This window comes from Salinisphaera sp. LB1 (assembly GCF_003177035.1).
Classification (GTDB): domain Bacteria; phylum Pseudomonadota; class Gammaproteobacteria; order Nevskiales; family Salinisphaeraceae; genus Salinisphaera.
On sequence record NZ_CP029488.1, the window covers coordinates 1788610 to 1810957 of the forward strand.

Here is a 22348-nt window from a genome sequence, read left to right on the forward strand (position 1 = left end):
GAAAACCCAAGAATCCTAGCGTATGGGCCGTGACTCTGGCAGTGGTGGCGCGTTGATCAGAAGCCAGACTCTGGATCGGTCAACCCTTGAAGATGTAGTTGGTGCCGACAATGGTGGTCTTGAGATTCCCGAGGACGCTATTCACACAACGGAATTCGGCGTGCTCCGCCGCTGCCTGTACGGAACCGGTAATCACAGGATGATGTGCGGTCAATTCCACGGCTAGTGCACCGGGCGCTGACAGGCCGTCCGACCACGCCTACGTGTTGGCGTGCAGCGCCGCCCATGCGCTGATCGCGTCTTTGGTAAATGGCCTGAGGTGAATGGCGAACTGGTGCGGCGGGTTGTCGCCCATGGTAGAGACGCCGATGACAAACGGTGCCTTGTTGGGCGAGCCACGCCGGTATTTGCCGGTACGCTCCCCACCCAGATAGGCACCGTCGATCTCGACCCCACCGGCCAGCTGACGGCGCGATTCACGCTCGTCCATGGTATGCAGCAGCTTATGCTTGACCCGCCACGCCGCACGATAGCCCACGCCCAGATGAAGAATGAGTTTCAGTACCGAGACGTTGTTCTGGGCCTGGGTTAGCCGATGCATAGCCAGAAACCATATCGTAAGCGGCAATTTTGGTGGACGCGAAGATTGTGCCGGCCGTTGCCGTCGTCTGATGCCGACAGCGAGGGCACTGCCAGTGGGCGCTCCGGCCCGTTCGAATGTGATGTGCAAATTACAGCGACCGCCAGATAGGCAAAGCAGCGCGGCCAGCGCGACTAATCAATGCGGCTTCGCATTCATCCCTTTTTAGCGCATATCAGTGCAGAAGAGCTGAAACTGTATACCCTGAGCGCGTAAGGAGCGATCCCCCCTGTCGCTTTTAACCCCAACGATCTGATCCGCGTTATCGCGAAAAAAACGGGGCGCAACGTCCGACACGCGACAACCAGTCACACCGCCGGGCTCAGTCCGACAGACTCCTGATATGGATTGCATCGTAAGCATCTGTGCCAAAAAGACTTTTTGGGCGCTGATTTTGGCCTATCCCAAGTACACCATGGATTGAGATGCAATCCATGGTGTCTAGTGTGCTGTCCAGCCACCATCGACACGCAGAGTAGTCCCCGTGATACTTCCCAGCCGGTCCGATGCGAGGAAATGCACAGCATTAGCCACATCGCTCAATTTCGGTAACGCCTCGGTCAAAAGCTTGCGGTTGATAAGTTCTCGAAACTCGTCGCGGGCAAGCGTCTCACGGGTCATTTCTGTCTCCACGAAAGTCGGAGCCACGCTATTGATCTGTACTCCCGTGCCGGCCAGATCGACAGCCACAGCTTTGATCAGTCCTTCGACGGCGTGCTTGCTAGCGCAATAGGCAGTGCGCTCCGGGAGGCCGACGAAGCCAGCCTGTGAGGATATCACCACGATTTTTCCGGTACATCCTGCCTCAATCATCGTTTTCGCCACCGCTTGTGTGACCATGAAAACCGATCTGAGGTTCACGCTCATAATCGCATCGAAATCCTCGATCTCGAACTCGAGAAATGGTCGAGGGCGATTCAAGCCTGCGTTATTTACGAGCACGTCGATACTTCCAACCTCTTTTAATAACGCTGCAATGGACGAGGGCGTATCAAGGTTGGCAACAATGGGATCGATTGAACCTGGAAATGAACCAGGTTTGGCCGCGAACTCCACCGCGCGTTTCTCGCTACGCGTCGTCACGAATACCTGGTCGCCCTCATCCGCAAACCGATGTGCGCAGGCGAGACCAATGCCGCTCAGCCCGCCCGTAATGAGGACTATTCGGGGTTCGGAATTCGATCGATAGGTCATGATGAGGCTGCCTTCCCCCATAGCGTTTACGGTTGGCGCCGCACTATCAGCGCGCTTTTCTCGCCCTTCACATCACCTCGCTAACCGTGTGTCGGCTAACGATGTGCCCAGGAATATTGATTCGCGTGCCGGCCGAAAAACCGGCCCGAGACATTTCGCTTATAACATCGGCGGTCGCAGCGATCATTTCTTCGACGGGTTGTCGATACGTCGTCAATTGGTAAGAAGCCCACCCAGCCATCGCGATGTCGTCGAACCCGATCACCGAAAGCTCGTCGGGTACGCCGATTCCTTGCTCTCGCATGGCGTCGAGTACACCCAGTGCCAGGACGTCATTAGCGCAGAATACGCCATCGATGTCGCCACGGTGCCTGTCAATGAGCAGGCGGCCCGCAGCGAGCCCGGCATCATGAGTGAAACGCTGCGCCTGTATGGACTTGGGTTTTGATAGGCCGCGTCGCCGACAAGCCCGGATGAACCCGATTTCGCGATCGCGATTGGTTGTTGCATCGAGATCACCGGCTACATAAGCTAGCCGGGTTAGCTGACGGTCGACGAGATAGTTCGCTACTGCCTCACCGCCCGCTTCGTTATCGCAGGTAACGGCAATCGATGAGTTGCCGGGAACATACCGATTGAACAGGACTACTGCGATTCCGGCGGCAACTGCGGAATCGATCGCAGCCGAGGACATGGTGGCGGCGAGAGCAACCAGTACGTCCGGCTGATATCGAAACGCGCTGTGGAAAGTATCGTCGAGGGTCTTCGCACGATGTCGGCAAAACAACATGACGCTGAAGCCATTGTACTCAAGAGCCTCGCTCAGCCCAGTCAATACCTCGGGGTAAAAAGGGTTCGCCAGATCGGAGACAACGATGGCCACGATGCGGCTGCGGTTCGTTTTCAGCGAACGCGCATGCGGATTCGGTTGATAACCCAGTTGCGCCGCCTTGCGCAGTACCCGGCGCCGGGTTGAATCAGCGATCACCGAATTGGGCGTGAAGGCCCGGGACACGGTCGAAATCGACACGCCAAGCGCCTCGGCAACCTGGCGTGCGACCACGCTTGCCGACGAGCCGTGATCGACACTCACGCGGCAAGCCTTCGGTTCGCCTGCAGGCCACGCAGCTGTGGCTCAGTCTCAGTCCGTGTCACGCGGCGCGGCCGTATAGGGTTCGACATCGCGATTGCCATAGCGGCGCACTCTTGCATTCGCCTGTTCTGCATGTCCCCGGAATCCTTCGAGCATACAGAGTCGGGAGGCGACCGCACCAACCCGCGCCGAGGCTTCGTCCGTTGTGATCCGTTGATAGGTATGGGTCTTGATGAACTTGCCAACCCACAGACCGCCGGTATAGCGCCCGGCACGCCGGGTCGGCAGGGTGTGGTTGGTGCCGATGACCTTGTCCCCAAACGCCACGTTGGTGCGCGGCCCCACGAACAGCGCGCCGTAAGAGTTCAGGTTGTCGGCAAAGAAATCCGGCTCGCGGGTCATGACCTGGACATGCTCGAAGGCCAGTTCCTCGGCCTGTTCGAGCATCTCGTCGCGATCGCGACAGACGATCACCTGGCCGTAATCGCGCCACGCCTGGGCTGCTACCTCGGCGGTCGGCAGCACCTTGAGCTGTTCTTCGACAGCCGCGAGCACCTCGTTGGCCAGAGTCTCCGAGTCGGTGATCAGCACCGCCGGCGACGTCGGGCCGTGCTCGGCCTGGCCCAGCAGATCGATCGCGCAGAGCTCGGCGTCCACGCTGTCGTCGGCGATGACCATGGTTTCTGTCGGCCCGGCAAGCAGATCGATGCCCACCTGACCGAACAGCTGGCGCTTGGCTTCGGCCACAAACATATTGCCCGGCCCAACCAGCATGTCCACGGGCTCGATCGATTCAGTGCCCAGCGCCATGGCCGCCATCGCCTGGACGCCGCCGAGCACGAGTATTTCGTCGGCTCCGGCATAATGCATGGCCGCCACGATCGCCGGATGCGGCAGACCCTCGAACGGCGGGGCTGCAGCCACCACTCGCTTGACCCCGGCCACCTTCGCCGTAAGCACGCTCATATGGGCCGAAGCAATCATCGGGTATTTGCCGCCCGGGATGTAACAGCCGACCGCGCTGACCGGGATATTGCGATGCCCCAGAATCACGCCGGGCTGGGTCTCGACCTCCAGATCCTTGAGGCAAGCTTTCTGCTGTTCCGCGAAATAGCGGATCTGGGACTGGGCGTAGCGAATGTCTTCCAGATCGCGTTCATCGACCTTTGCGATCGCATCGGCGATTTCGTCCTCGGTCATCCGGAAGCTGTCCGGCGACCAGTTGTCGAAATGCTCGGACAACTCGCGTGCCGCCTCGTCGCCGCGCGCTTCCACATCCGCCAGTATGTCGGTAACCGTCTGTCGGACCTTTTGGTCGGCCGCCTTGATCTGGCCCTGATCGAATCCGGATTTCAGAATTTTTGCCATGATGTTGTCCTTACTTGGCGTACGCGAACAGTGGCGGCCACTGTGCGTCAGGGGGTTCGACAGGTCAGCCCGCCGTCGACGACGAGGGACTGCCCGGTGATATAGCGCGCTTCATCGCTGGCCAGATAAAGCGCGGCATGGGCGACATCCCAGGCATCGCCCATGCGGCCCATGGGCACCTGGGCGCGGCGCTGCGCAACGAAATGATCGTATTCGCCGGCGGCGTATTTGTCGGCCAGCCGTCGTACCAGCGGCGTATCGATCAGCCCGGGCACCACGCAGTTCAGACGTACGCCGCGTCCGGAATAGATCACGGCCGTCGTGCTCGTCATCTGCATGAGCGCGGCCTTGGCCGAAGCGTAGCCGACCTGATCCTTGCCGATATAGCGCAGACCTGCCACCGACGATACGCTGACGATACTGCCGCTGCCGGCCGCTTCCATGATCGGCAACACGTGATGACAGCAGTGATAGGCGCTGTCGAGATTGGTCGCGATCTGTTCATGCCAGACCGCGGGTGATAGCTCGGCCGGGCCGCCGGGCTCCGAGCGCCCAACGTTATTGACGAGGATATCCAGCCGCCCGAATGCCGCCATGCACTTGGAAACGGCTTCGCCGACCTGGGCCTCATCGGTGACATCGCAGACGTAGGGCACGATCGTGCCGCCTTCCTGGCGCACGATCGCGGCCGTGCGTTCGAGTGCCTGCGCATCGCGGTCGAGCCCGAACACACATGCGCCCTGGCGCGCAAACAGCGTGGCGATGGCCTGGCCGTTGCCCCAGCCACCGCCGGCGTTGCCGACGCCGGTGACGAAGGCGACCTTGTCTTCCAGACTCAGCATGGGTCGTCGGGCTGGTCGCTGCTCTGGACATCGAGAGCGACCAGAAACCGCGAGACCATGTTGTAGGCGCCGATCGTGGCCACCAGCTCGACCACGCCGCGCTCGTCGAAATATTCACGCACGCGCGACAGGGTCGCTTCCGCGACCCGGACCTCTCGGGTCATGGCATCGGTCAACGCAAGGACCGCGCTTTGTCTGGCGTCGAAAAACGAGGACGGGTCCGGCTGCGCAAGCTGATCGAGCTGGGCTTCGGTCAGGCCGGCAGCCAGCGCGATCGGGCGGTGCTGATCGGCTTCGTAGCTCGCCTGATTGAGTACGGCGATGCGCATGATCACGAGCTCGCGCGTGCGATCGTCCAGATCGGCATGCTGGCGAATGGCCGTGAGAAATCCCAGCCACCCTTCGGCCACCGGCGGGCTGTGCAGCAGCATCCGGTACAGATGCAGCACGCTGCCGCGCTGCGCCGTCATTCGCTCGACCAGCGGTTTCGTTGCATCGGCCTCGATATCGGCGTAGGGAATTCGCGCCATCGGTGATCGTTCCTTGCAGCATTTGATGGTTACATCGAGGTGGTCAGGCCGCCGTCGACGAAAAGATTCTGGCCGCTGACGAAATCCGAAGCCGGCGCACAGAGATAAAGCAGCGTGCCGATCAGATCGTCCGGCTCGCCCCAGCGCCTGGCCGGGGTTCGTTCGCGCAGCCAGCTATCGAACTCCGGGTCTTCCCAGAGCCCACGCGTGATGTCGGTGCGATAGAAGCCCGGCGACAGACAGTTGACCTGAATGCCGTCGCCGGCCAGCTCGCAGGACAGCGATTTCGCCAGCATTGCCACGGCTGCCTTGCTGGCCGCATAGGGTCCGACCGTCTTACGCGGCAGCGCGCTGTGGCTCGAGCCGACCAGCACGATCTTACCGGAGCCACGGGCCCGCATGGCCGGCGCCAGCGCGCGGCAGACATGGAAAACGCCGGACAGGTTGGTATCGATCAGCGTCTGCCAGTCGGCGGCCGGGTAATCGGCCAGTTCGCCGCGCTTTTGGAACCCGGCGTTGTTGATGAGGATATCGGGCGCACCGGCTCGGTCGACCCGTTCGCTCAGCGCGGCCTCGATCGCGTCGGCCTGCGACACATCGAAGGCACAGGCCTCGACTTCCGTTCCCGTGGCCCGGGCCAGTCTTTCGGCTGCCTGTTCGGCCGAGGCGCGGGTGCGACCGTGCACGGTCACCCGGACGCCGGCTTCAGCCAGGCCCCGGGCCATGGCGAAGCCGAGCCCCCGCGTCGAGCCGGTCACGAGCGCGCTGCGTGTCGATACATCGAACAGCGACGAAATGCTCATGGCCACCTCGAACGGTGATGCCTGCTCGGGTATGCCCTCATACGCCGAGCAACTTGCCGAGCCGCTCGTCACCGAGGCTCAGCTCCCGGGTCGGGGCCGTTAACGCAATCGAACCGTTGACCATGACATAGGCACGGCTTGCGATCTGCAGCGCCAGATCCACCCGTTGCTCGATCAGCAGGATCGCGACCTGTCCGCGTAGCCGCTCGACTGCCCGCATCACTTCAGCGACAATCGACGGGGCGAGCCCTTCGAATGGTTCGTCGAGCAGCAACAGCCGGGTCGGCGCCATCAGAGCGCGCGCGATCGCGAGCATCTGTTGCTCGCCCCCGCTCAGATTCCCACCCGCCGACGAAGCCAGGGTGCGTAGCTTGGGAAACAGCTCGTAAGCCTCCTCCAGCGACCATCCGCCACTGCGTTGGGCCACTCGTAGATTGTCGGCCACCGTCAGGTTGGGAAATATTCGCCGCCCCTGCGGCACGATGGAAATCCCCAGCCGATTGACGGCATGGGCCGGCAGTTTGGTGATGTCCAGACCGTCGAAGCGGATCTGCCCATCGTCCACGGGCAGAATGCCGATCAGGGTCGACAACGTCGTGGTCTTGCCCACCCCGTTTCGACCCAGAAGGGCCACGGTTTCGCCGACGTCGACTTCCATGGACAGCCCGCTGAGCACCCGGCTGCCATGGTAGCCCGACGCCACGTTGTCGAGGCTGATCAGCGTCTCGCCGCGCTCGGTGGCCTCTGGCAAGGCCGTGCGCTCGCGATCGTCTGCATGCCCCTCGCCAAGATAGGCATGAACAACGTCCGGGTGGTTGACTACTTCGTCAGGCGGGCCATCGGCGATGAGCTTGCCTTGATGGAAAACGCTCAAACGGTTGGACAGCGCCACCACGCGGTCGATGTCGTGTTCGATCAACAGAATGGTGTGCTGCGCAGCCAGACGACGGATCAGCTGGCTGACCGTCTCGCGCTCGGCATCCGCCAAGCCGGCCAGCGGCTCGTCGAGCAGGAGCATGCTGGGCTGGCCGGCGAGCGCGATCGCGATGTCCAGCAACCTTTTTTCGCCGTGCGGCAGGTTCATCACGATATCGCCGGCCTTGGCATCGAGCCCGACTTCATCGAGCGCCTGCCAGGCCAGCGCATTCACTTCGTCCAGCCCGTAGGCTCGGGCCCAGAGCGAAGCCCGCCGTCCATGCTTGGCCTGCGCAGCGACCCGAACCGCCTCGAACACCGTGAGGTTGTCGGGCACGGAAACCACCTGAAACGAACGCACCAGCCCTTGCATGGCACGCTTGTTCGTGGGCAGGCGCGTGATGTCGCGGCCGGCAAACAAAATACGGCCTTCATCGGGCGCCAGCAGGCCGCTGAGCATGTTGAAGAACGTGGTCTTGCCGGCGCCGTTGGGCCCGAGAACACCGTGGATGGATCCGGCTTCCACGCTGAGATCGATGCGATCGGCGGTGACGATCTTCCCGAACCGTTTGGACAGCCCCTGTACCTCGAGGATGGTGCCGGACAACGGCGGCGCGGTGTCCCTGCCGGCCGCCGCAGAGGTCGGCCGCGGCGGCAGCCGGTCCCGCGTCAGCGCCCAACGGTTATGACCGGCGAGCCGGCTGACGAGCCCCGAAAGCCCTTCCGGCGAGAGCAGCACCACCGCGATCATCAACGCGCCGAAGATCAGCCACCAGTGCTCGGTGACCACGCTGAGCTGATCTTCGAGGTTGATGTAGAGAATCGCACCCCAGAGCGGGCCGAGGAAATGATGCATGCCGCCCAGGACCGTCATCATCACCGGGTCGCCGGCATGCTGCCAGTTCATGTTCTCGGCATAGGCGCCTCGAATCAGGAACGTCAGCAGCGCTCCGGCCAGGCCCACCAGGGCTGACGACAGCACGAAGGCGCCGAGCTTGTAACGCTGCGGGTTGTAGCCCATCGACAGCGCGCGCTGTTCGTCGTCGCGGATCACCTGCAGGACACGCCCGAACGGCGAATGCACGACCCGCAGCATCGCGGCCGCTGCCAGCCACACGATCACCGCCGTCAATATGTAGTAGGCCAGCGGATCGGCGAATCCCGGTCGGGTCACGCCCTGCAGCCCATTCTCGCCACCAGTCACGTTCGTCCAATGAAAAGCGATCTCGTAGAACAGCTGGGTGAAGGCCAGTGTGAGCAGCGCGAAGTAGATGCCGCGGCGGCGCAGGATGAGCAGCCCGACAAACACGCTCATTACAGCCGTCGCAAGAACGGCGGCAACGATGCTGAAAATGGGGTTCGCCCAGACATGCAAAGCCGTCAGACCGGCGACATAGCTGGCGAACCCGAAGAAGAGCGAGGAGCCGAACGAGACCAGACCGACATAGCCGAGCAGCAGATTGAAGCCCAGGGCATACAACGCATACAGCGCGACCTGGGTCGCCAGGCTCAGGGTCGAGCCGAGCATGGGCATGATGATCGGCAGCAGCGCCAGGGCCACGGCCATGACGGTCAGCGGATGGGTGGCATAGGAACGCAGTGCATTCATTCGAAGCGCTCCCACGTTTCACCGAACAGGCCACGCGGGCGGACCAGCAGGATCGCCACCATCAGTAGATACATCACCGCACTCGATGCCGCCGGCCAGAACTGGATCGCCAGGGCTACCGAGATACCGACCAGCAGCCCACTCACGATCGCGCCCCGTAGACTGCCGAGACCGCCGATCGTCACCACCACGAACGCCGGCATGATCGCCTGTTCGCTGATCGACGGCACCACGCTCCAGAGCGGAGCTGCCAGCACGCCGGCGATACCCGCAAGGGCCGTGCCCAGGCCGAACACCAGCGTAAAAACCCGCTTCAGGTTCACGCCGAGCATGTTGACCATTTCACCGTCGCGGCTACCGGCCCGGATGATCCGCCCGAAGCGGGTCTTCTCCAGCAGCAGCCAAATGCCGATCAGCAACAATACGGTGATCCCCAGAACAGCGAGCCGATACTGGGTCACGAACACCGGCCCGTAGTGCACGAATCCCGATAGGAAGTCCGGTGCGTCATACGGATGGCCGATCGAGCCCCAGATGGTGCGGATCGCTTCTTCGATGAACAGCGCCAGCCCGAACGTCAGCAATAGACTGAGCAAGGGTTCCTTGTCGTACAGCGGGCGCAAAAGCAATCGCTCGGCCACCACGCCCACTGCAAAAACACAGACCGGCGCCAGAAACAGCACCCCAACGTCGCCCACATACGGCCTGAGGGTCCATGCGAAATAAGCCCCCAGCGCGAAGAACGCGCCGTGGGCAAAGTTTACCAGACCTAGCATGCCGAAGATGATGGACAGGCCGACCGCAATTAGTACGAACAGAAAGCCGAGGACCAGTCCATTGACGAGCTGCGAAGTCAGCAGCATCGCATCCATGCCGAGCCCCTCTAGTTCGAGTCCATATGGCAGTTGCTTTCCGATTTGTTCGGATAGATCGATTCCAGAGGCTTGCCCGCAGCGGGCTGGACGCTGTCGATCTCGAAGTAGTTATATTGATCGGGGATGGTCTTGCGCACCTCGGCGACCAGCGTCGGCTGGATGAGCTGGTGATCCCACTTGCGGAAATAGATCGGACGCTGCTTGTAGCCCTCGAATTTATGGCTTTCCAGGAAGCTGATGAGCTTGCCCGGATCGGTCGAGCCGGTCTGCTTGATTGCGGTGAGCAGGGCGCTCATGCCGAAGTAGTCCTGCCAGGCTTCCGACTCGGGCGGCTTGCCGTATTTATCCTCGAACGCCTTGGCGAACTGCTTGCTTTTCTCAGTGTTCTGGTCGCCGGTGTAATTCCAGATCTTGGGATACACGCCGGTCGCCGCATCCTTGCCGGCCGCCCACAGGTCGGTATCGTTGGCCACCAGCGAGGACACCGGGATCTTGCCGGTCAAACCCATCTGGTGGAACTGCTTCAGGAAGTTCGTCAGGTCGCTGCCACCGATGCCGAGAAACAACGCATCGGGGTTCTTGGATACCACCTTGAGAATGTACGAGCTGAAATCCGACGTGCCGAGCGGGGTTTCGTCGGCCCCCACCACCTTGCCGCCGTGCGCATCGAGCAGGCCTTTCATCTGCTTGTAGCCGTCGATGCCCCACGCATAGGAAGCCGAGATGAAGTACCAGTTCTTGCCGTTTTTTGCCAACGACGGATAAATGGTGCGCGTGGTCGTATAGTTGGGAAGATCGACCCGGAAGGTGTAATGATTACACTTTGCGCCGGTGATCTCTGTCGCATTGGGGCCGGTCGCGATGAGCGGCGTTTTGCTTCGCTCGGCTATCGGCATCACGGCCAGTATGTCGCCGCTGGAAATACCGCCGGTCACGCCGACCACATGGTCCTGCTCGATCAGCTTGTGCATGTTCTGCTGGGTCGTCTGCGGACCGTTCTCGTCGTACCAGACGATCTTGATCGGGCGGCCATTGATCTTTCCGCCGAAATCCTGTAATGCGATCATCGCGCCCTGATGACCCTGGGCACCTTGCACGGCGTAGGTCCCGGATTTGGGCAGCAATAGCCCGATACGGATTGGATTTGCGGCATGGGCCGTTAAAGCCCCCAGAAGCGAGCCGCAGACAGTCATCGCCAGTAACGCACGGCGGCTGCGCGCCCCTCGGCGCTTCGGTTTATGGATAGTGTTCGTCATGGTTTTCTCCTCCGCCGGAAAGCCTTATGGCTATCTGCTTGTTTTTTTAATTTCCTAAAAAGCCGTGTAAACAGCTTTGAGATGGTGTTACCAGAGGGTTATCTATAGAGCAACAATATGCAAACCTTTGCACCAGCAAAGCGCTGCAGGTGGAACGAAGGAGATCGATCCAATTAATTTCAAATAAGTCATTTTATTTCATTGCGTTATGCCAAGCGTGCTCGGGCGAAGTCTGTCCAAAGTCGGCTCAGCGTGCGCGCAACAACTCATCGCGTATTAACCTAATGTCGTACGAATGATCGCCTTTGTTCTAGACTCCAGTGACTTCGGTCGCGCGTTCTTGTTTTGCCTGAAAAATTAGAGTTGAGATAAGAATGAATGCACGCAAAAAACCAACGCTCGCCGATGTGGCGCATGCTGCAGGCGTGTCGACGGCCACCGTTTCGCGCGTGGTGAACGGCTCGCCTCGCAAAGTTTCGAAAACGACACGTGAACGAATTAGCAAGTTGATCGAAGAGCTTGAGTACGAGCCGATACGGATCGGCCGAGCCTTGAGTCGCATGGAGTCCGACATCGTCGCTTTGCTTACACCAGACACGCGGAATGCCTTCTATGCCAGTATCGCCGACGGCCTCGAATTGGCTATCAGCGCCAGCAATAAAGCAATGGTGCTCTGCCATACACGTGAAGACCCCGCCCTTCAGGACCGCCATCTCCGACAGATGCAGTCGCACGGTGTGGCTGGAATCGCGCTGCTCGGCGCAGTACCTAGTCCCGGCCTCGCCAAGGCCGTTGAAAGCGGTGTGCCTCTGGTGTTTGTGAACCGTAAGTGCCCCTATGGAGTGGGCTACACCTTCGTAGGAATCGACAATTACAGCGCCGGACATGATGTTGCGCGTCATTTCGTGGCCTGTGATTACAGTCCTGTAGCTGTAATCCATGGCCCGCTGAACTCATCCGCCAGCTTGGAACGGTACGAGGGGTTTCGCGACGCGATGGAGGTCGCCGGCCGGCCCTTGAGTGACGAATTCACAATTGCCGGCGGCCTATCAATGGAGTCTGGATATAGTGCTGCGACACGTGTGCTGAATCGGTGCGAGAAGCCCCGTGCCATCTTCTGCGCGAACGATGCAGTGGCCTATGGTGCATACCATCGCTGCCAAGAGCTCGGGCTTGCGTCGCCGGAAGATGTCGCACTTTTCGGATTTGATGACAATCCGTACAACAGATGGCTAGCGCCCTGGCTTAGCACGGTTGCGGTACCGTGCACTGCAATGGGCCAACAGATTGCAGAGCTTCTTTTAACCGGCCAAGCAAGGCCGCGTCAGTATCTCTTGCCGTACGATCTACAGATACGCCATTCGGCGTAGACAGGTAGCGGCCGAGGGCAATGCTCGTTTAGGGTAAGCGCTTGCATTAAAACAAAGCGTAAGGCCGGAGAAGGGATTGAACTCAAGCACTGGAGGTTGAGAGAAAACGCCCGCTCGGAGGGCTGTGAATACTGGTAACTGCAGGCGCCGGCGCGTCGGATGCGTGATGTCTACGGCTGTGTGGTTCTTGCCGCCGTCATGGCCCTGCGCGAGCGCGCCTCTTGAGCCCTTTGCTTTCGAACAAGAACGTATTCGTGAGGAGCGAATGATGAACGACGATGTATTCAAGCCGCGTGCCGGTCTGCGCGTGCTGATCACCGCCGGCGCCAGCGGCATCGGCCGGGCGATCGCCGATGCTCTGATCGCGCGCGATGCCCGGGTCTGGATCTGCGATGTATCGGAGGCGGCGATCACCGAGTTCAGCGAGACCTACCCCCAGGCACGGGCCACGATCGCCGATGTACGCTACGAAAAAGAAGTCGCCGCGTTCGTCGACGAGGTGCATCGCGAGTGGGGCGGTGTGGACGTGGTGTTGAACAACGCCGGCATTGCCGGCGACACCGCCCGGGTCGAGGAGATCGCGCCGGAGAGCTGGTGCAACACCATCGACGTGAATCTCAACGGCCAGTTCTATTGCGCCCACCACACGGCACCGCTGCTGCGTGAATCGCAGGGCGTGCTGATCAACATGTCGTCGGTCGCCGGGCGCTTGGGTTATGCCCACCGCACACCGTATTCGGCGACCAAGTGGGCGGTGATCGGGCTGACCCAGAGCCTGGCCAAGGAACTCGGCCCGGCCGGGGTGCGGGTCAACGCCATCCTGCCGGGCATCGTGCGCGGGCCGCGCATGGAGGGTGTGATCGCCGCGCGCGCCGAGGCGCTCGGCCTGTCGTACCAACAGATGGAAGCCGAATATCTGGAACGGATCTCGCTGCGGCGCATGGTCGGCCCCGAGGATGTGGCGTACATGGTGGTGTTTCTGTGCAGCGAGGCCGGCCGCAACATTTCCGGGCAGGCGCTGAGCGTCTGCGGCAACGTCGAAACCCTCTGAGGTGGCAGCCATGAGTCATCATGTGGCCGTCGTCGGCGCCGGGCTCATTGGGCGGGCCTGGGCGATCGTATTCGCCCGGGCCGGCTTCGATGTCGTGCTGCACGATATCTCGGCCGAGGCGCTGGAAAAGGCGGCCGAATCGATCGAGGCATCGGCCGCCGATCTGGTCGCGGCCGGACTGTTGCCCGATACCGTATTCACCGCACGCATCCGTCGTGAACCCGATCTGGCCGCCGCCTTGGCCGGCGTGGACTATGTCCAAGAATGCGGGCCGGAAAATCTGGACGCCAAGCAGGCGCTGTTCGGCGAACTGGAAGCCGCCTGTACGCCGGACACCATTCTGGGGAGCTCGACGTCAGGAATTCTCGCCTCCGATTTCGCTGCGAAGCTGGCCCATCCGGAACGCTGTCTGGTCGCCCATCCGGTCAATCCGCCCTACCTGATCCCGCTAGTCGAACTCGTGCCATCGGCAGTTACCCGTGCCGATGTGACCGAACGCGTGCATGCGCTGATGGTCGATGCCGGCCAGGTGCCGATCACCGTGCGGCAGGAGATCACCGGTTTCGTGCTCAATCGTCTACAGGGGGCTTTGCTCAACGAAGCCCTGCGGCTGGTGGGCGGCGGGTATGTGAGCGCCGAAGATCTCGATAACACGGTCAAGCATGGCCTCGGTCTGCGCTGGTCGTTCATGGGCCCGCTGGAAACCATCGATCTGAACGCGCCGGGCGGGATCGCCGACTACGGTGCTCGCTACGGGCCGCTGTATGCCGGCATGGCGGAAACACAATCGAGCGCGCCCGACTGGGGCCCGGCCGCGATGGCTGAACTGGAACGCGCACGCCGCGAACTTCTGGCCGAGGACGACCTCGCCGCCCGGCAGGCATGGCGCGACCGCCGGCTGATGGCGCTTGCCGCGCACAAACGCGACATGGACAACACCGACCCCGATCGTTGAGGAAGCAAGACAATGGCCAAGACCAACCCCGTCATCATCACCTGTGCCGTCACCGGCGCGATCCATACGCCGTCGATGTCGCCGCACCTGCCGGTTACGCCGGCCGAGATCCGCGATGCGGCGCTGGGCGCGGCCGAGGCGGGCGCGGCGATCGTGCACCTGCATGCCCGCGATCCGGACACCGGCAAGCCCAGCCAGGATACCGCCCTGTTCAATCAATTCCTGCCGCAGATCAAGGCGCAAAGCGACGTGGTGATCAACCTCACCACGGGGGGCGCGCCGACCATGCCGGTCGCGGAGCGGATGGGCCCAGCACATCATTTCGCCCCCGAGCTGGCGTCGCTGAATATGGGTTCCATGAATTTCGGCCTCTATGAAATGCTCAAGCGTTTCAAGGAGTTCGAGCACGATTGGGAATATCCGTATCTGGCCGAGAGCGACGATCGGATCTTCAAGAACACCTTCCGCGACATCGCCCACATCCTGGATGCCTGCGGCGCCAACGACACCCGCTTCGAGCTGGAGTGTTACGACATCAACCATCTGTACACTGCGGCGCATTTCCTCGAGCGCGGCCTGCTCAAGACGCCGTTGTTCATCCAGTCGGTGTTCGGGCTGCGCGGCGGCATCGCCGGCCACCCGGAGGACTTCATGCACATGAAGCGCACCGCCGACCGTCTGTTCGGCGATGGCTATCGCTGGTCGGTATTGGGCGCCGGGCGCAATCAGATGAATCTGGGCGCCATGTCGGTGGCCATGGGCTCGAATGTCCGCGTCGGGCTGGAGGATTCGCTCTGGGACGGGCCGGGCCGGCTGGCGGCCTCGAACGCCGATCAGGTCAAGCGTATCCGCACCATTGTCGAGGCGCTCGGTCTGCGCGTGGCCACGCCCGACGAGGCCCGCGAGATGCTCGCGCTCAAGGGCGGCGACAAGGTCAAGTTCTAGGCCCGCGCGTGCACGCAAACAAAACCATCGGAGGAGACATGAACAAGCAATACGCCTCGGCGGCGGCCGCGCTCGACGGGCTGATCGCCGACGGCATGACGCTGGCGGTGGGCGGCTTCGGGCTGTGCGGGATTCCCGAGGCCCTGATCGCGGCCCTGCGCGATACCGGCAAGCGCGAATTGACCGTGGCCAGCAACAATGCGGGCGTCGATGGCTTCGGCCTGGGGCTGCTGTTGGCGTCGCGCCAGATCCGCAAGATGATCTCGTCCTACGTCGGCGAGAACAAGGAATTCGAGCGCCAGTATCTGTCCGGCGAGCTGGAACTGGAATTCGCCCCGCAGGGCACGCTGGCGGAGCGGCTGCGGGCCGGCGGCGCTGGTATCGCGGCGTTCTATACCCGCACCGCGTACGGCACCAAGATCGCCGAGGGCAAGGAGACCCGCGAGTTCGACGGCCATCACTATGTCATGGAACGCGGTCTTCCCGTGGACGTCGCCCTGATCAAGGCCGAGGTTGCCGACACCGTCGGCAACCTGCGCTTTGCCAAGACCGCGCGCAATTTCAATCCGCTGGCGGCCACCGCAGGCCGGGTCTGTGTGGCCGAGGTCGAGCGGCTGGTACCGGCCGGCGAGATCGGCCCGGACGATATCCATCTGCCGGGCATCTACGTCGACCGCATCGTGGTCAATGCCGCGCCCGAAAAACGCATCGAGAAACGTACCGTGAGCGAGGCCGCCTGATATGCCCTGGACACGCGAACAAATGGCCGCCCGCGCGGCCGGCGAGCTCGAGGACGGCTTCTACGTCAACCTCGGTATCGGCCAGCCGACGCTGGTCGCCAACCATATTCCCGAGGGCGTTGATGTCTGGCTGCAGTCGGAGAATGGCCTGCTCGGCATCGGCCCGTTTCCCACCGACAAGATGATCGATCCCGATCTGATCAATGCCGGCAAGCAGACGGTAACTTCGCTGCCCGGTAGCAGCTTCTTCGACAATGCCGAATCCTTTGCCATGATCCGCGGCGGGCATATCGATCTGGCGATCCTCGGTGCCATGCAGGTCTCGGCCGCCGGCGATCTGGCCAACTGGATGATTCCCGGCAAGATGGTCAAGGGCATGGGCGGGGCGATGGATCTGGTGGCCGGCGTCAAGCGCGTGGTGGTGCTTATGGCGCATACCGCCAAGGGCGAGCCCAAGATCCTGCGCGAATGCACGCTGCCGCTCACCGGCGTGGGCGTGGTGAACCGCATCATCACCGATCTGGGTGTGATGGATATCACCGATGACGGCGTCGCCGTGGTCGAAATGGCGCCCGGCGTGACTTTCGGCGAAATCCAGGCGGCCACCGGCTGTCCGTTGCTTGACCATTGCGAGGCCGCCCATGCCTGAGGTTGCCATTGTGGCCGCGCGGCGCACGCCGATCGGCCGATTTCAGGGGGCGCTGTCGTCGCTGACGGCGGTCGATCTCGGCGCGACCGCCATTCGAGCGGCGTGCGCCGGTCTCGATGCGGCGGCGGTCGACGAGGTTTTCATGGGCCATGTCCTGCGCGCCGGCTGTGGCCAGAACACCGCGCGCCAGGCCGCGATGGTGGCCGGCCTGCCCGAGGCAGTGCCGGCCACGGCCATCGACAAGGTCTGCGGTTCGGGGCTGGCGAGCGTCCATGCCGCGGTGCAGGCGATCCGCTCGGGCGATGCCACCACCATTGTCGCCGGCGGCATGGAAAGCATGAGTCAGTCGGCTTACTAATCCGTTCATAAGTAGAACCTCATATGATAGGTTCTGTGATCATGAGCACGAAGCGCAGCAATGACGGCCGCCATCTGGACGCGCAGTCGAAAGAGGCGATTCGGTTGCGGGCCGTGGATCAAATCGCGCAAGGCGAAAGTCCGGAGGCGATGGCCGAGGCGTTGGGAGTGAATCGCCGGACCGTGTATCGGTGGCTGGAACGCGCCCATCACGGGGGGCGAGAGGCGCTCTACAATCGCGCGAAATCGGGTCGGCCGACCAAGTTCACTGCAGCCGACCTACAGTGGCTGTCCGGCGCCTTGCGGGACAGTGACCCGCGTCAGTATCGCTTTGCGTTTGCTTTGTGGACGCGCGACATCGTGCGGGAATTGCTGCGTCGCGAGCGTGGGGTACGGGTTTCGGCCGTGACGGTGGGCCGCGTACTCCGCCGCTTGGGTTTTACGCCGCAGCGCCCGCTACGCCGGGCCTGGCAGCAATCACCCGAGGCGGTCGCCGAATGGAAGCAGACGGTCTATCCGGAGATTCGACGGCGCGCCCAACGCGAGCGTGCGCGGATTTATTTTGCCGATGAATCCGGGGTGCGCTCGGATTATCACGCCGGCACGACCTGGGCGCCGACAGGCGAAACGCCGATTGTTGAAGCCACCGGAGCGCGCTTTTCGATCAACCTCGTGTCGGCGATCAGTCCCGGCGGCTCGCTGCGTTTCCAGCTCGTCGAGGGCACGGTCACGGCCGAGGTCTTTGCCGGATTCATCCAGCGCCTGGCCGCCGATACGGCGGCGGACGAAAAAGTCTTTCTCATCGTCGATGGCCATCCCACGCATCGCGCCAAGCGCGTCCGACGGACGCTGGAGGCCCTCGACGGCCGCGTCGAGTTGTTCTTCCTGCCGGGCTATTCGCCCGAGCTCAATCCGGATGAGCAGGTGTGGGGGTATGTGAAGAGTCGGCTGGGTCGCGGTGCTATCGCGAGCAAGGACGAACTCAAGATGCAGGCGCGATCGCTCCTGCATTCCCTGCAAAAACTGCCCGACAAGGTCGCTGCGTTTTTCCGTCACCCCGAATGCCAATACGCAAGGTGACGTGGCTTTACTTTTGAACGGGTTAGTATGTCTTGCCGAAAGCCCGGCCCGGGCTGCGCATGGGCCATGCGTCGCTCGTCGACAGCATGATCTCCGACGGCCTCTGGGATGCTTTTAACGACTACCACATGGGTGTGACGGCCGAGAATCTGGCCAAGCGTTATGCCATCGAGCGGTCGGCTCAGGACGCCTTCGCCGCTGAATCCCACCGCCGGGCGACGGCCGCGATCGAGGCCGGTACCTTCGACGCCGAACTGATCGCCATTGACGTGCGCCCGCGCCGCGGCGACCCGGTGACGATCGCGCGCGACGAACAGCCGCGGGCCGACACCACGGTCGAATCGCTGGCCGGGCTCAAGCCCGCTTTCGATCGCGACGGCACCGTGACCGCCGGCAATGCCTCGGCGCTCAACGACGGCGCGGCCGCGCTGGTGCTTATGAACGCCGATTTCGCCGCCGCCCAAGGCCACCCGATCCTGGCGCGGGTCGCGGGGCTGGCCAGTGCCGGCGTCGATCCGGCCTATATGGGCATCGGGCCGGTACATGCCGTGCGCGCCTGCCTGGATCGGGCCGGCTGGCAGCTGGCCGACGTCGATCTGATCGAGGCCAACGAGGCCTTTGCTGCCCAGGCACTGGCCGTGGGCGGTGAACTTGGCTGGGACGCCAGCCGCGTGAACGTCAACGGCGGCGCGATCGCGCTCGGCCACCCGATCGGCGCCTCCGGCGCACGCGTGCTGGTGACCTTGCTGCATGCCATGCGTGCCCGCGATGCCGGCCGGGGCATCGCCACACTGTGTATCGGCGGCGGCCAGGGTATCGCGATCGCAGTCGAGCGCTGAACCGTCGCCTCAGGCCGTGGCCGCGGTCAGCGCCTCGGACAGCCAGTCGACCACGGTCGCGGTGCGTGCCTCGTCGGCGTGGCCGGCCGCGGCGTAGACCGACAGTCCGCGCGGCAGGGCCAGCGACGCCCGCATCGGGCGCACGAGTTGTGCGGTCGCCAACAGATGCTCGAGCCCGCGGCCCCAGCCCAGCCCGATACCCTGGCCCATGACGGCGGCCTGCAGGACCACCGGGTAGCTGTCGAACATCACCCCCTCGGGCAGAGTGACGTTGAGCCCGACCGCCGCCAGCCAGTCCGCCCAGCTCAGCCAGCCGTCTTGCGGGTCGTCCCGGCAATGCAGAATGCGATGCGCGCGCAGATCGGCCGCCGTCAACGAGTCCGCCTCGGCCACGCTCGGCGCGCACACCGGGAAGACCTCGTCGGGCACGGAAAACAGCGGCGTCAGCGCGCCCGCGGGCCGGGTACTGCACTGCAGGGCGAGATCGAAGGATTTCTCGGCATGGGTGAGCGGCTGGGTGGAGGCGTTCACCCGCAGGCGGATATCCGGGTGCGTGGCCTGAAAGGCCGGCAGGCGCGGAATGAGCCAGTACATCGCGACGTACATTTCCGCCAGCAGCACGATGTCGTCGCTGTCGCGTCGCGATCGCAGCCGTTCGGCGGTAGTCGCGATCGTTTCCAGGCCGTGGCCGATGGCGCGGGCCAGTTCGGCGCCGGCATCGGTAAGCGCGACCGAGCGATGCCCGCGCGTGAACAAGGCAAGCCCGAGGTTGTCTTCCAGCGCGCGAATCTGGCGACTGACCGCGGCCTGGGTCAGGTGCAGTTCGTGCGCGGCCCGGGTGAAGCTTTCCAGCCGCGCGGCCGCTTCGAAGGGCAGCAGCGTCGCCAGCGGCGGCAGGGTGTGGCGCAGTCGGCTCATGTCGTCACATTACCGCAGATTATGGCAGTCGGCGTATTCATCGCGTGACGACGCATCGGCACTGACCGAGTATCGGCTCTCCGTGTCGTGCAGGTGATGTCATGTCGTGGACTGGAATGCGTTCGTCGCCCGCGGCCGGCGGTGTCGGCTGTATTGTCCTGGCCGCGGTTATTCTGGCGCTGGGCGACGGTCTGGTAAAGATCGCCTCGGCCGAGATCAGTGTATGGCAACTGGTCTTTCTGCGCGCGTTGGTGGCGTTGCCGCTGATCGCCATCGTGATGGCATCGGGCGCAAGCCGGGGCCGGGTCTGGCCCAAACGTGTGTCATGGGTGGCGCTGCGCAGCCTGTTGCTGGTTTTGATGTGGCTGTTGGTCTATCTGGCGCTGACCCGGTTGCCGCTGCCGGTCGTCTCCGCCGGGCTCTATAGTTCGCCGATTATCATCGCGCTGATGGTGGCCGTGCGCCCCGGCCGGTCATTGTCGAGGCGGGAAACCGTGGGCGTGACACTCGGCTTCGCCGGTGTATTGATTCTGCTGCGTCCCGGCGGGGCGGCGTTCTCGCCGATGCTGCTGCTGCCGCTGGTGGCGGCGGCGCTGTATGCATTCGCGGCCGTGATCACGGCATCGCGGTGCCGCGAGGAGTCGCCCGTTTGTCTGGCGCTGGGCATGCAATTGCTGTTTCTCGTGGTCGGCGGGATTGGGCTCGTGATCGCGCCGATGCTCGCGCCCGCGGGTGACCTGGGCTCCGGCGTGGCCTTCCTGGCGCATGGCTGGCAGGCCATGGATATCGAGGTGTTCGTCCGGTTGGCGCCGCTCATTGTCGGGCTGGCCGTGATCGCGGTTACGGCGAGTATCGCCATGGCGCGGGCCTACCAGATGGCGCCGGCGCCGATGGTGGCAGCGGGCGATTACAGCTACCTCGCGTTCTCCGGATTCTGGAGCCTGGTGTTGTTCGGGCAGATTCCCGACCGGCTGGCCGTGCTCGGCATGGCGCTGATCGCGCTGGCGGGCATCGCAGCGACGCGCGGTGAACGCGGCCGCCATGCGGTGAACAGGGGCCGGTCCGAGCCAGGCCACCGATAACCCGGCGGCCACGCTGGCTGACGCGAACGCGCCGAAGCCAATGCGCCCCGGCCGGCCCGGTCATCTTGGCCGCCGCTCCGCGCCGGCCGATGGTCAGGTCCGGGCGCCCAGCGGCCTTCCCTGTTCGACCAGCAGATGGCGCAGCTTCTGGATGATGGGAAAGATCTCGTTGTTGCGGTCCTCGCCCTGGGCGTCGAAAGCGCGCTGCTCGGCTTCGACGATATCCTCGTCCTGGCCGAAGATGCCGTTGGTGAAGGCGATGATGAACGGCCACAGGACATGGATGGCGCCCGGAATGCCGGGTTTTCTCACCATCATCAGACCGAAGGTGTGGTTCTTGCGCTGCTCGGCGTCGATGGGCACGTAGGCGTTCCAGAGATCCAGCGCCGGTTCGCTCGAGCCCGCGGTCCAGAACTGCAGCGTCTGGTACGGATAGCCCGTGCGAATGGTCATGATGTCCTTGTCCTCGCGCGCGTCCGACTTGGCATCGGGGGCCTTCGAGCGACGGCCGAGCATGAATTTCTCGCCGATCGGCTGCTTGCCGCGGGCGCGATGAAAGGTGTAGTCGACTTCCACCCAGCCGTCGCCTTCACGGATATCCAGCGCGGTGGGGTTGATACTGCCCATCAGGCTGCGATGCAGGAACTGATGATTCATATCCATCAGGTTTTCGTGCATGAAGCTGTAGTGGCAGTCGATGCGCCGATCGAGGTAGCGGGTCTTGTAGTGGGGGTCGCCCCAGGTCGGGATGGCCGGAAAGCGATTGATGCCAGCGGCGTTCACGTTACCCGGATAGACGAAGATCAGGCCGTAGGCTTCCACGCAGGGGTAACTTTTCACCCCGTTGGGCAGCGATTTGTCCTGGTCGAGATAGGGCACGTTGATACAGGCGCCGGCGGTGTTGTAGGCCCAGCAGTGGTAGCCGCAGAGCAGGCGCTCGCCGCGGACTTCGCCCAGCGACAGCGGCACCTGGCGATGGGCGCAACGATCCTCGAGCGCGAAGATATGCCCGGTTTCGGTGCGCGCGAGCACGATCGGCTCGCCGGCAAAGCTCACGCCCTTGGTGCCGGCGCGCGGCACATCGCGCGCGCGCGCCAGCGGATACCAGTAGTCGGGGTCGATGGCGGTCTTGCGGATATCGTGGGGCAGCGGGGCGGCGATGCCGCGGTCCGCGCGACGATCCACGGGGGTGGGGGAAACCGATGACATGAACAACAACCTCCGAAGCGGTCGGCAG

The 22348-nt window shown here is 63.2% G+C and carries 21 protein-coding genes and 2 pseudogenes; 10 read left to right on the forward strand and 13 right to left on the reverse strand.

Going from position 1 to position 22348, the window contains the following annotated elements:
- Positions 1-79: 79 nt before the first annotated feature.
- The 11 genes from SALB1_RS19175 to SALB1_RS08105 form a co-directional block, all read right to left on the reverse strand.
- Complete coding sequence (locus SALB1_RS19175) at positions 80-220, reverse strand: transposase (RefSeq protein ID WP_222843063.1); 141 nt, start codon at positions 218-220, stop codon at positions 80-82.
- A gap of 39 nt (positions 221-259) precedes the next feature.
- Complete coding sequence (locus tag SALB1_RS08060; protein ID WP_370453235.1) at positions 260-730, reverse strand: IS1595 family transposase; 471 nt, start codon at positions 728-730, stop codon at positions 260-262.
- A gap of 351 nt (positions 731-1081) precedes the next feature.
- The gene (locus tag SALB1_RS08065) at positions 1082-1834 is read right to left on the reverse strand and encodes an SDR family NAD(P)-dependent oxidoreductase (protein WP_158590679.1); all 753 of its coding nucleotides are present in this window, start codon (positions 1832-1834) and stop codon (positions 1082-1084) included.
- 67 nt (positions 1835-1901) lie between these two features.
- Positions 1902-2927 carry a LacI family DNA-binding transcriptional regulator gene (locus tag SALB1_RS08070; protein WP_109993398.1) on the reverse strand — a complete coding sequence of 342 codons (1026 nt, stop codon included), beginning with the start codon at positions 2925-2927 and terminating at the stop codon, positions 1902-1904.
- A gap of 48 nt (positions 2928-2975) precedes the next feature.
- Positions 2976-4295, reverse strand: a complete 1320-nt coding sequence (hisD, locus tag SALB1_RS08075) for a histidinol dehydrogenase (RefSeq protein ID WP_109993399.1) — start codon at positions 4293-4295, stop codon at positions 2976-2978.
- A gap of 47 nt (positions 4296-4342) precedes the next feature.
- Positions 4343-5137: an SDR family NAD(P)-dependent oxidoreductase gene (locus SALB1_RS08080; RefSeq protein ID WP_109993400.1), complete on the reverse strand. Its 795-nt coding sequence runs from the start codon at positions 5135-5137 to the stop codon at positions 4343-4345.
- On the reverse strand, positions 5131-5667 hold the full coding sequence (locus SALB1_RS08085) for a carboxymuconolactone decarboxylase family protein (protein WP_109993401.1): 537 nt from the start codon (positions 5665-5667) through the stop codon (positions 5131-5133). Before SALB1_RS08085 ends, SALB1_RS08080 begins: the two co-directional genes overlap by 7 nt.
- Before the next feature lie 29 nt (positions 5668-5696).
- On the reverse strand, positions 5697-6470 hold the full coding sequence (locus SALB1_RS08090) for an SDR family NAD(P)-dependent oxidoreductase (protein ID WP_199678731.1): 774 nt from the start codon (positions 6468-6470) through the stop codon (positions 5697-5699).
- A gap of 37 nt (positions 6471-6507) precedes the next feature.
- Positions 6508-8994, reverse strand: coding sequence for an ATP-binding cassette domain-containing protein (locus SALB1_RS08095; protein WP_109993402.1), 2487 nt, complete (start codon positions 8992-8994; stop codon positions 6508-6510).
- The gene (locus SALB1_RS08100) at positions 8991-9866 is read right to left on the reverse strand and encodes a branched-chain amino acid ABC transporter permease (protein ID WP_199678732.1); all 876 of its coding nucleotides are present in this window, start codon (positions 9864-9866) and stop codon (positions 8991-8993) included. The genes SALB1_RS08095 and SALB1_RS08100 overlap by 4 nt, the downstream gene beginning before the upstream one ends.
- Positions 9867-9877: 11 nt before the next feature.
- Entirely contained in the window at positions 9878-11125 is a 1248-nt protein-coding gene (locus tag SALB1_RS08105) for an ABC transporter substrate-binding protein (RefSeq protein ID WP_109993403.1), read from the reverse strand.
- A gap of 374 nt (positions 11126-11499) precedes the next feature.
- Between SALB1_RS08105 and SALB1_RS08110 the strand changes: the two genes are divergently transcribed.
- From SALB1_RS08110 to SALB1_RS08150, 9 genes and pseudogenes are all read left to right on the forward strand, one after another.
- Positions 11500-12495: a LacI family DNA-binding transcriptional regulator gene (locus SALB1_RS08110; RefSeq protein ID WP_109993404.1), complete on the forward strand. Its 996-nt coding sequence runs from the start codon at positions 11500-11502 to the stop codon at positions 12493-12495.
- 268 nt (positions 12496-12763) lie between these two features.
- On the forward strand, positions 12764-13546 hold the full coding sequence (locus SALB1_RS08115; RefSeq protein ID WP_199678733.1) for an SDR family oxidoreductase: 783 nt from the start codon (positions 12764-12766) through the stop codon (positions 13544-13546).
- A 10-nt stretch (positions 13547-13556) separates the two neighbouring features.
- Positions 13557-14501: a 3-hydroxyacyl-CoA dehydrogenase gene (locus SALB1_RS08120; RefSeq protein WP_109993406.1), complete on the forward strand. Its 945-nt coding sequence runs from the start codon at positions 13557-13559 to the stop codon at positions 14499-14501.
- Between the two features lie 12 nt (positions 14502-14513).
- Positions 14514-15446 (forward strand): 3-keto-5-aminohexanoate cleavage protein, encoded by a 933-nt coding sequence (locus SALB1_RS08125; RefSeq protein WP_109993407.1) that lies wholly within the window; start codon positions 14514-14516, stop codon positions 15444-15446.
- A 38-nt stretch (positions 15447-15484) separates the two neighbouring features.
- Positions 15485-16186, forward strand: coding sequence for a CoA transferase subunit A (locus tag SALB1_RS08130; protein ID WP_109993408.1), 702 nt, complete (start codon positions 15485-15487; stop codon positions 16184-16186).
- A gap of 1 nt (position 16187) precedes the next feature.
- Positions 16188-16835 carry a CoA transferase subunit B gene (locus tag SALB1_RS08135; RefSeq protein WP_109993409.1) on the forward strand — a complete coding sequence of 216 codons (648 nt, stop codon included), beginning with the start codon at positions 16188-16190 and terminating at the stop codon, positions 16833-16835.
- Positions 16828-17190 (forward strand): annotated as a pseudogene (locus tag SALB1_RS08140) (beta-ketoacyl synthase N-terminal-like domain-containing protein); the annotation flags it as partial. The gene SALB1_RS08135 and the pseudogene SALB1_RS08140, both read left to right, overlap by 8 nt.
- Before the next feature lie 44 nt (positions 17191-17234).
- Positions 17235-18272: an IS630 family transposase gene (locus SALB1_RS08145; protein ID WP_109993068.1), complete on the forward strand. Its 1038-nt coding sequence runs from the start codon at positions 17235-17237 to the stop codon at positions 18270-18272.
- 26 nt (positions 18273-18298) lie between these two features.
- Positions 18299-19111, forward strand: a pseudogene (locus SALB1_RS08150) (acetyl-CoA C-acyltransferase); the annotation flags it as partial.
- Positions 19112-19120: 9 nt separating this feature from the next.
- On the opposite strand, the gene SALB1_RS08155 reads toward SALB1_RS08150, so the two are convergent.
- Complete coding sequence (locus SALB1_RS08155; RefSeq protein ID WP_109993411.1) at positions 19121-20029, reverse strand: LysR substrate-binding domain-containing protein; 909 nt, start codon at positions 20027-20029, stop codon at positions 19121-19123.
- Between the two features lie 101 nt (positions 20030-20130).
- On the opposite strand from SALB1_RS08155, the gene SALB1_RS08160 reads away from it, so the two are divergent.
- Positions 20131-21111: a DMT family transporter gene (locus SALB1_RS08160; protein ID WP_109993412.1), complete on the forward strand. Its 981-nt coding sequence runs from the start codon at positions 20131-20133 to the stop codon at positions 21109-21111.
- A 93-nt stretch (positions 21112-21204) separates the two neighbouring features.
- On the opposite strand, the gene SALB1_RS08165 is transcribed toward SALB1_RS08160, so the two are convergent.
- Positions 21205-22320 carry an aromatic ring-hydroxylating dioxygenase subunit alpha gene (locus tag SALB1_RS08165; protein ID WP_109995342.1) on the reverse strand — a complete coding sequence of 372 codons (1116 nt, stop codon included), beginning with the start codon at positions 22318-22320 and terminating at the stop codon, positions 21205-21207.
- Positions 22321-22348: the final 28 nt, after the last annotated feature.

Excerpts from the sequence above, each read along its gene's own strand:
- SALB1_RS08065 (WP_158590679.1), bottom strand. The coding sequence starts at position 1,834 with ATGACCTATCGATCGAATTCCGAACCCCGAATAGTCCTCATTACGGGC.
- hisD (WP_109993399.1), bottom strand. The coding sequence starts at position 4,295 with ATGGCAAAAATTCTGAAATCCGGATTCGATCAGGGCCAGATCAAGGCG.
- SALB1_RS08080 (WP_109993400.1), bottom strand. The coding sequence starts at position 5,137 with ATGCTGAGTCTGGAAGACAAGGTCGCCTTCGTCACCGGCGTCGGCAAC.
- SALB1_RS08085 (WP_109993401.1), bottom strand. The coding sequence starts at position 5,667 with ATGGCGCGAATTCCCTACGCCGATATCGAGGCCGATGCAACGAAACCG.
- SALB1_RS08090 (WP_199678731.1), bottom strand. The coding sequence starts at position 6,470 with ATGAGCATTTCGTCGCTGTTCGATGTATCGACACGCAGCGCGCTCGTG.
- SALB1_RS08095 (WP_109993402.1), bottom strand. The coding sequence starts at position 8,994 with ATGAATGCACTGCGTTCCTATGCCACCCATCCGCTGACCGTCATGGCC.
- SALB1_RS08100 (WP_199678732.1), bottom strand. The coding sequence starts at position 9,866 with ATGGATGCGATGCTGCTGACTTCGCAGCTCGTCAATGGACTGGTCCTC.
- SALB1_RS08105 (WP_109993403.1), bottom strand. The coding sequence starts at position 11,125 with ATGACGAACACTATCCATAAACCGAAGCGCCGAGGGGCGCGCAGCCGC.
- SALB1_RS08110 (WP_109993404.1), top strand. The coding sequence starts at position 11,500 with ATGAATGCACGCAAAAAACCAACGCTCGCCGATGTGGCGCATGCTGCA.
- SALB1_RS08115 (WP_199678733.1), top strand. The coding sequence starts at position 12,764 with ATGAACGACGATGTATTCAAGCCGCGTGCCGGTCTGCGCGTGCTGATC.
- SALB1_RS08120 (WP_109993406.1), top strand. The coding sequence starts at position 13,557 with ATGAGTCATCATGTGGCCGTCGTCGGCGCCGGGCTCATTGGGCGGGCC.
- SALB1_RS08125 (WP_109993407.1), top strand. The coding sequence starts at position 14,514 with ATGGCCAAGACCAACCCCGTCATCATCACCTGTGCCGTCACCGGCGCG.
- SALB1_RS08130 (WP_109993408.1), top strand. The coding sequence starts at position 15,485 with ATGAACAAGCAATACGCCTCGGCGGCGGCCGCGCTCGACGGGCTGATC.
- SALB1_RS08135 (WP_109993409.1), top strand. The coding sequence starts at position 16,188 with ATGCCCTGGACACGCGAACAAATGGCCGCCCGCGCGGCCGGCGAGCTC.
- SALB1_RS08145 (WP_109993068.1), top strand. The coding sequence starts at position 17,235 with ATGAGCACGAAGCGCAGCAATGACGGCCGCCATCTGGACGCGCAGTCG.
- SALB1_RS08155 (WP_109993411.1), bottom strand. The coding sequence starts at position 20,029 with ATGAGCCGACTGCGCCACACCCTGCCGCCGCTGGCGACGCTGCTGCCC.
- SALB1_RS08160 (WP_109993412.1), top strand. The coding sequence starts at position 20,131 with ATGTCGTGGACTGGAATGCGTTCGTCGCCCGCGGCCGGCGGTGTCGGC.
- SALB1_RS08165 (WP_109995342.1), bottom strand. The coding sequence starts at position 22,320 with ATGTCATCGGTTTCCCCCACCCCCGTGGATCGTCGCGCGGACCGCGGC.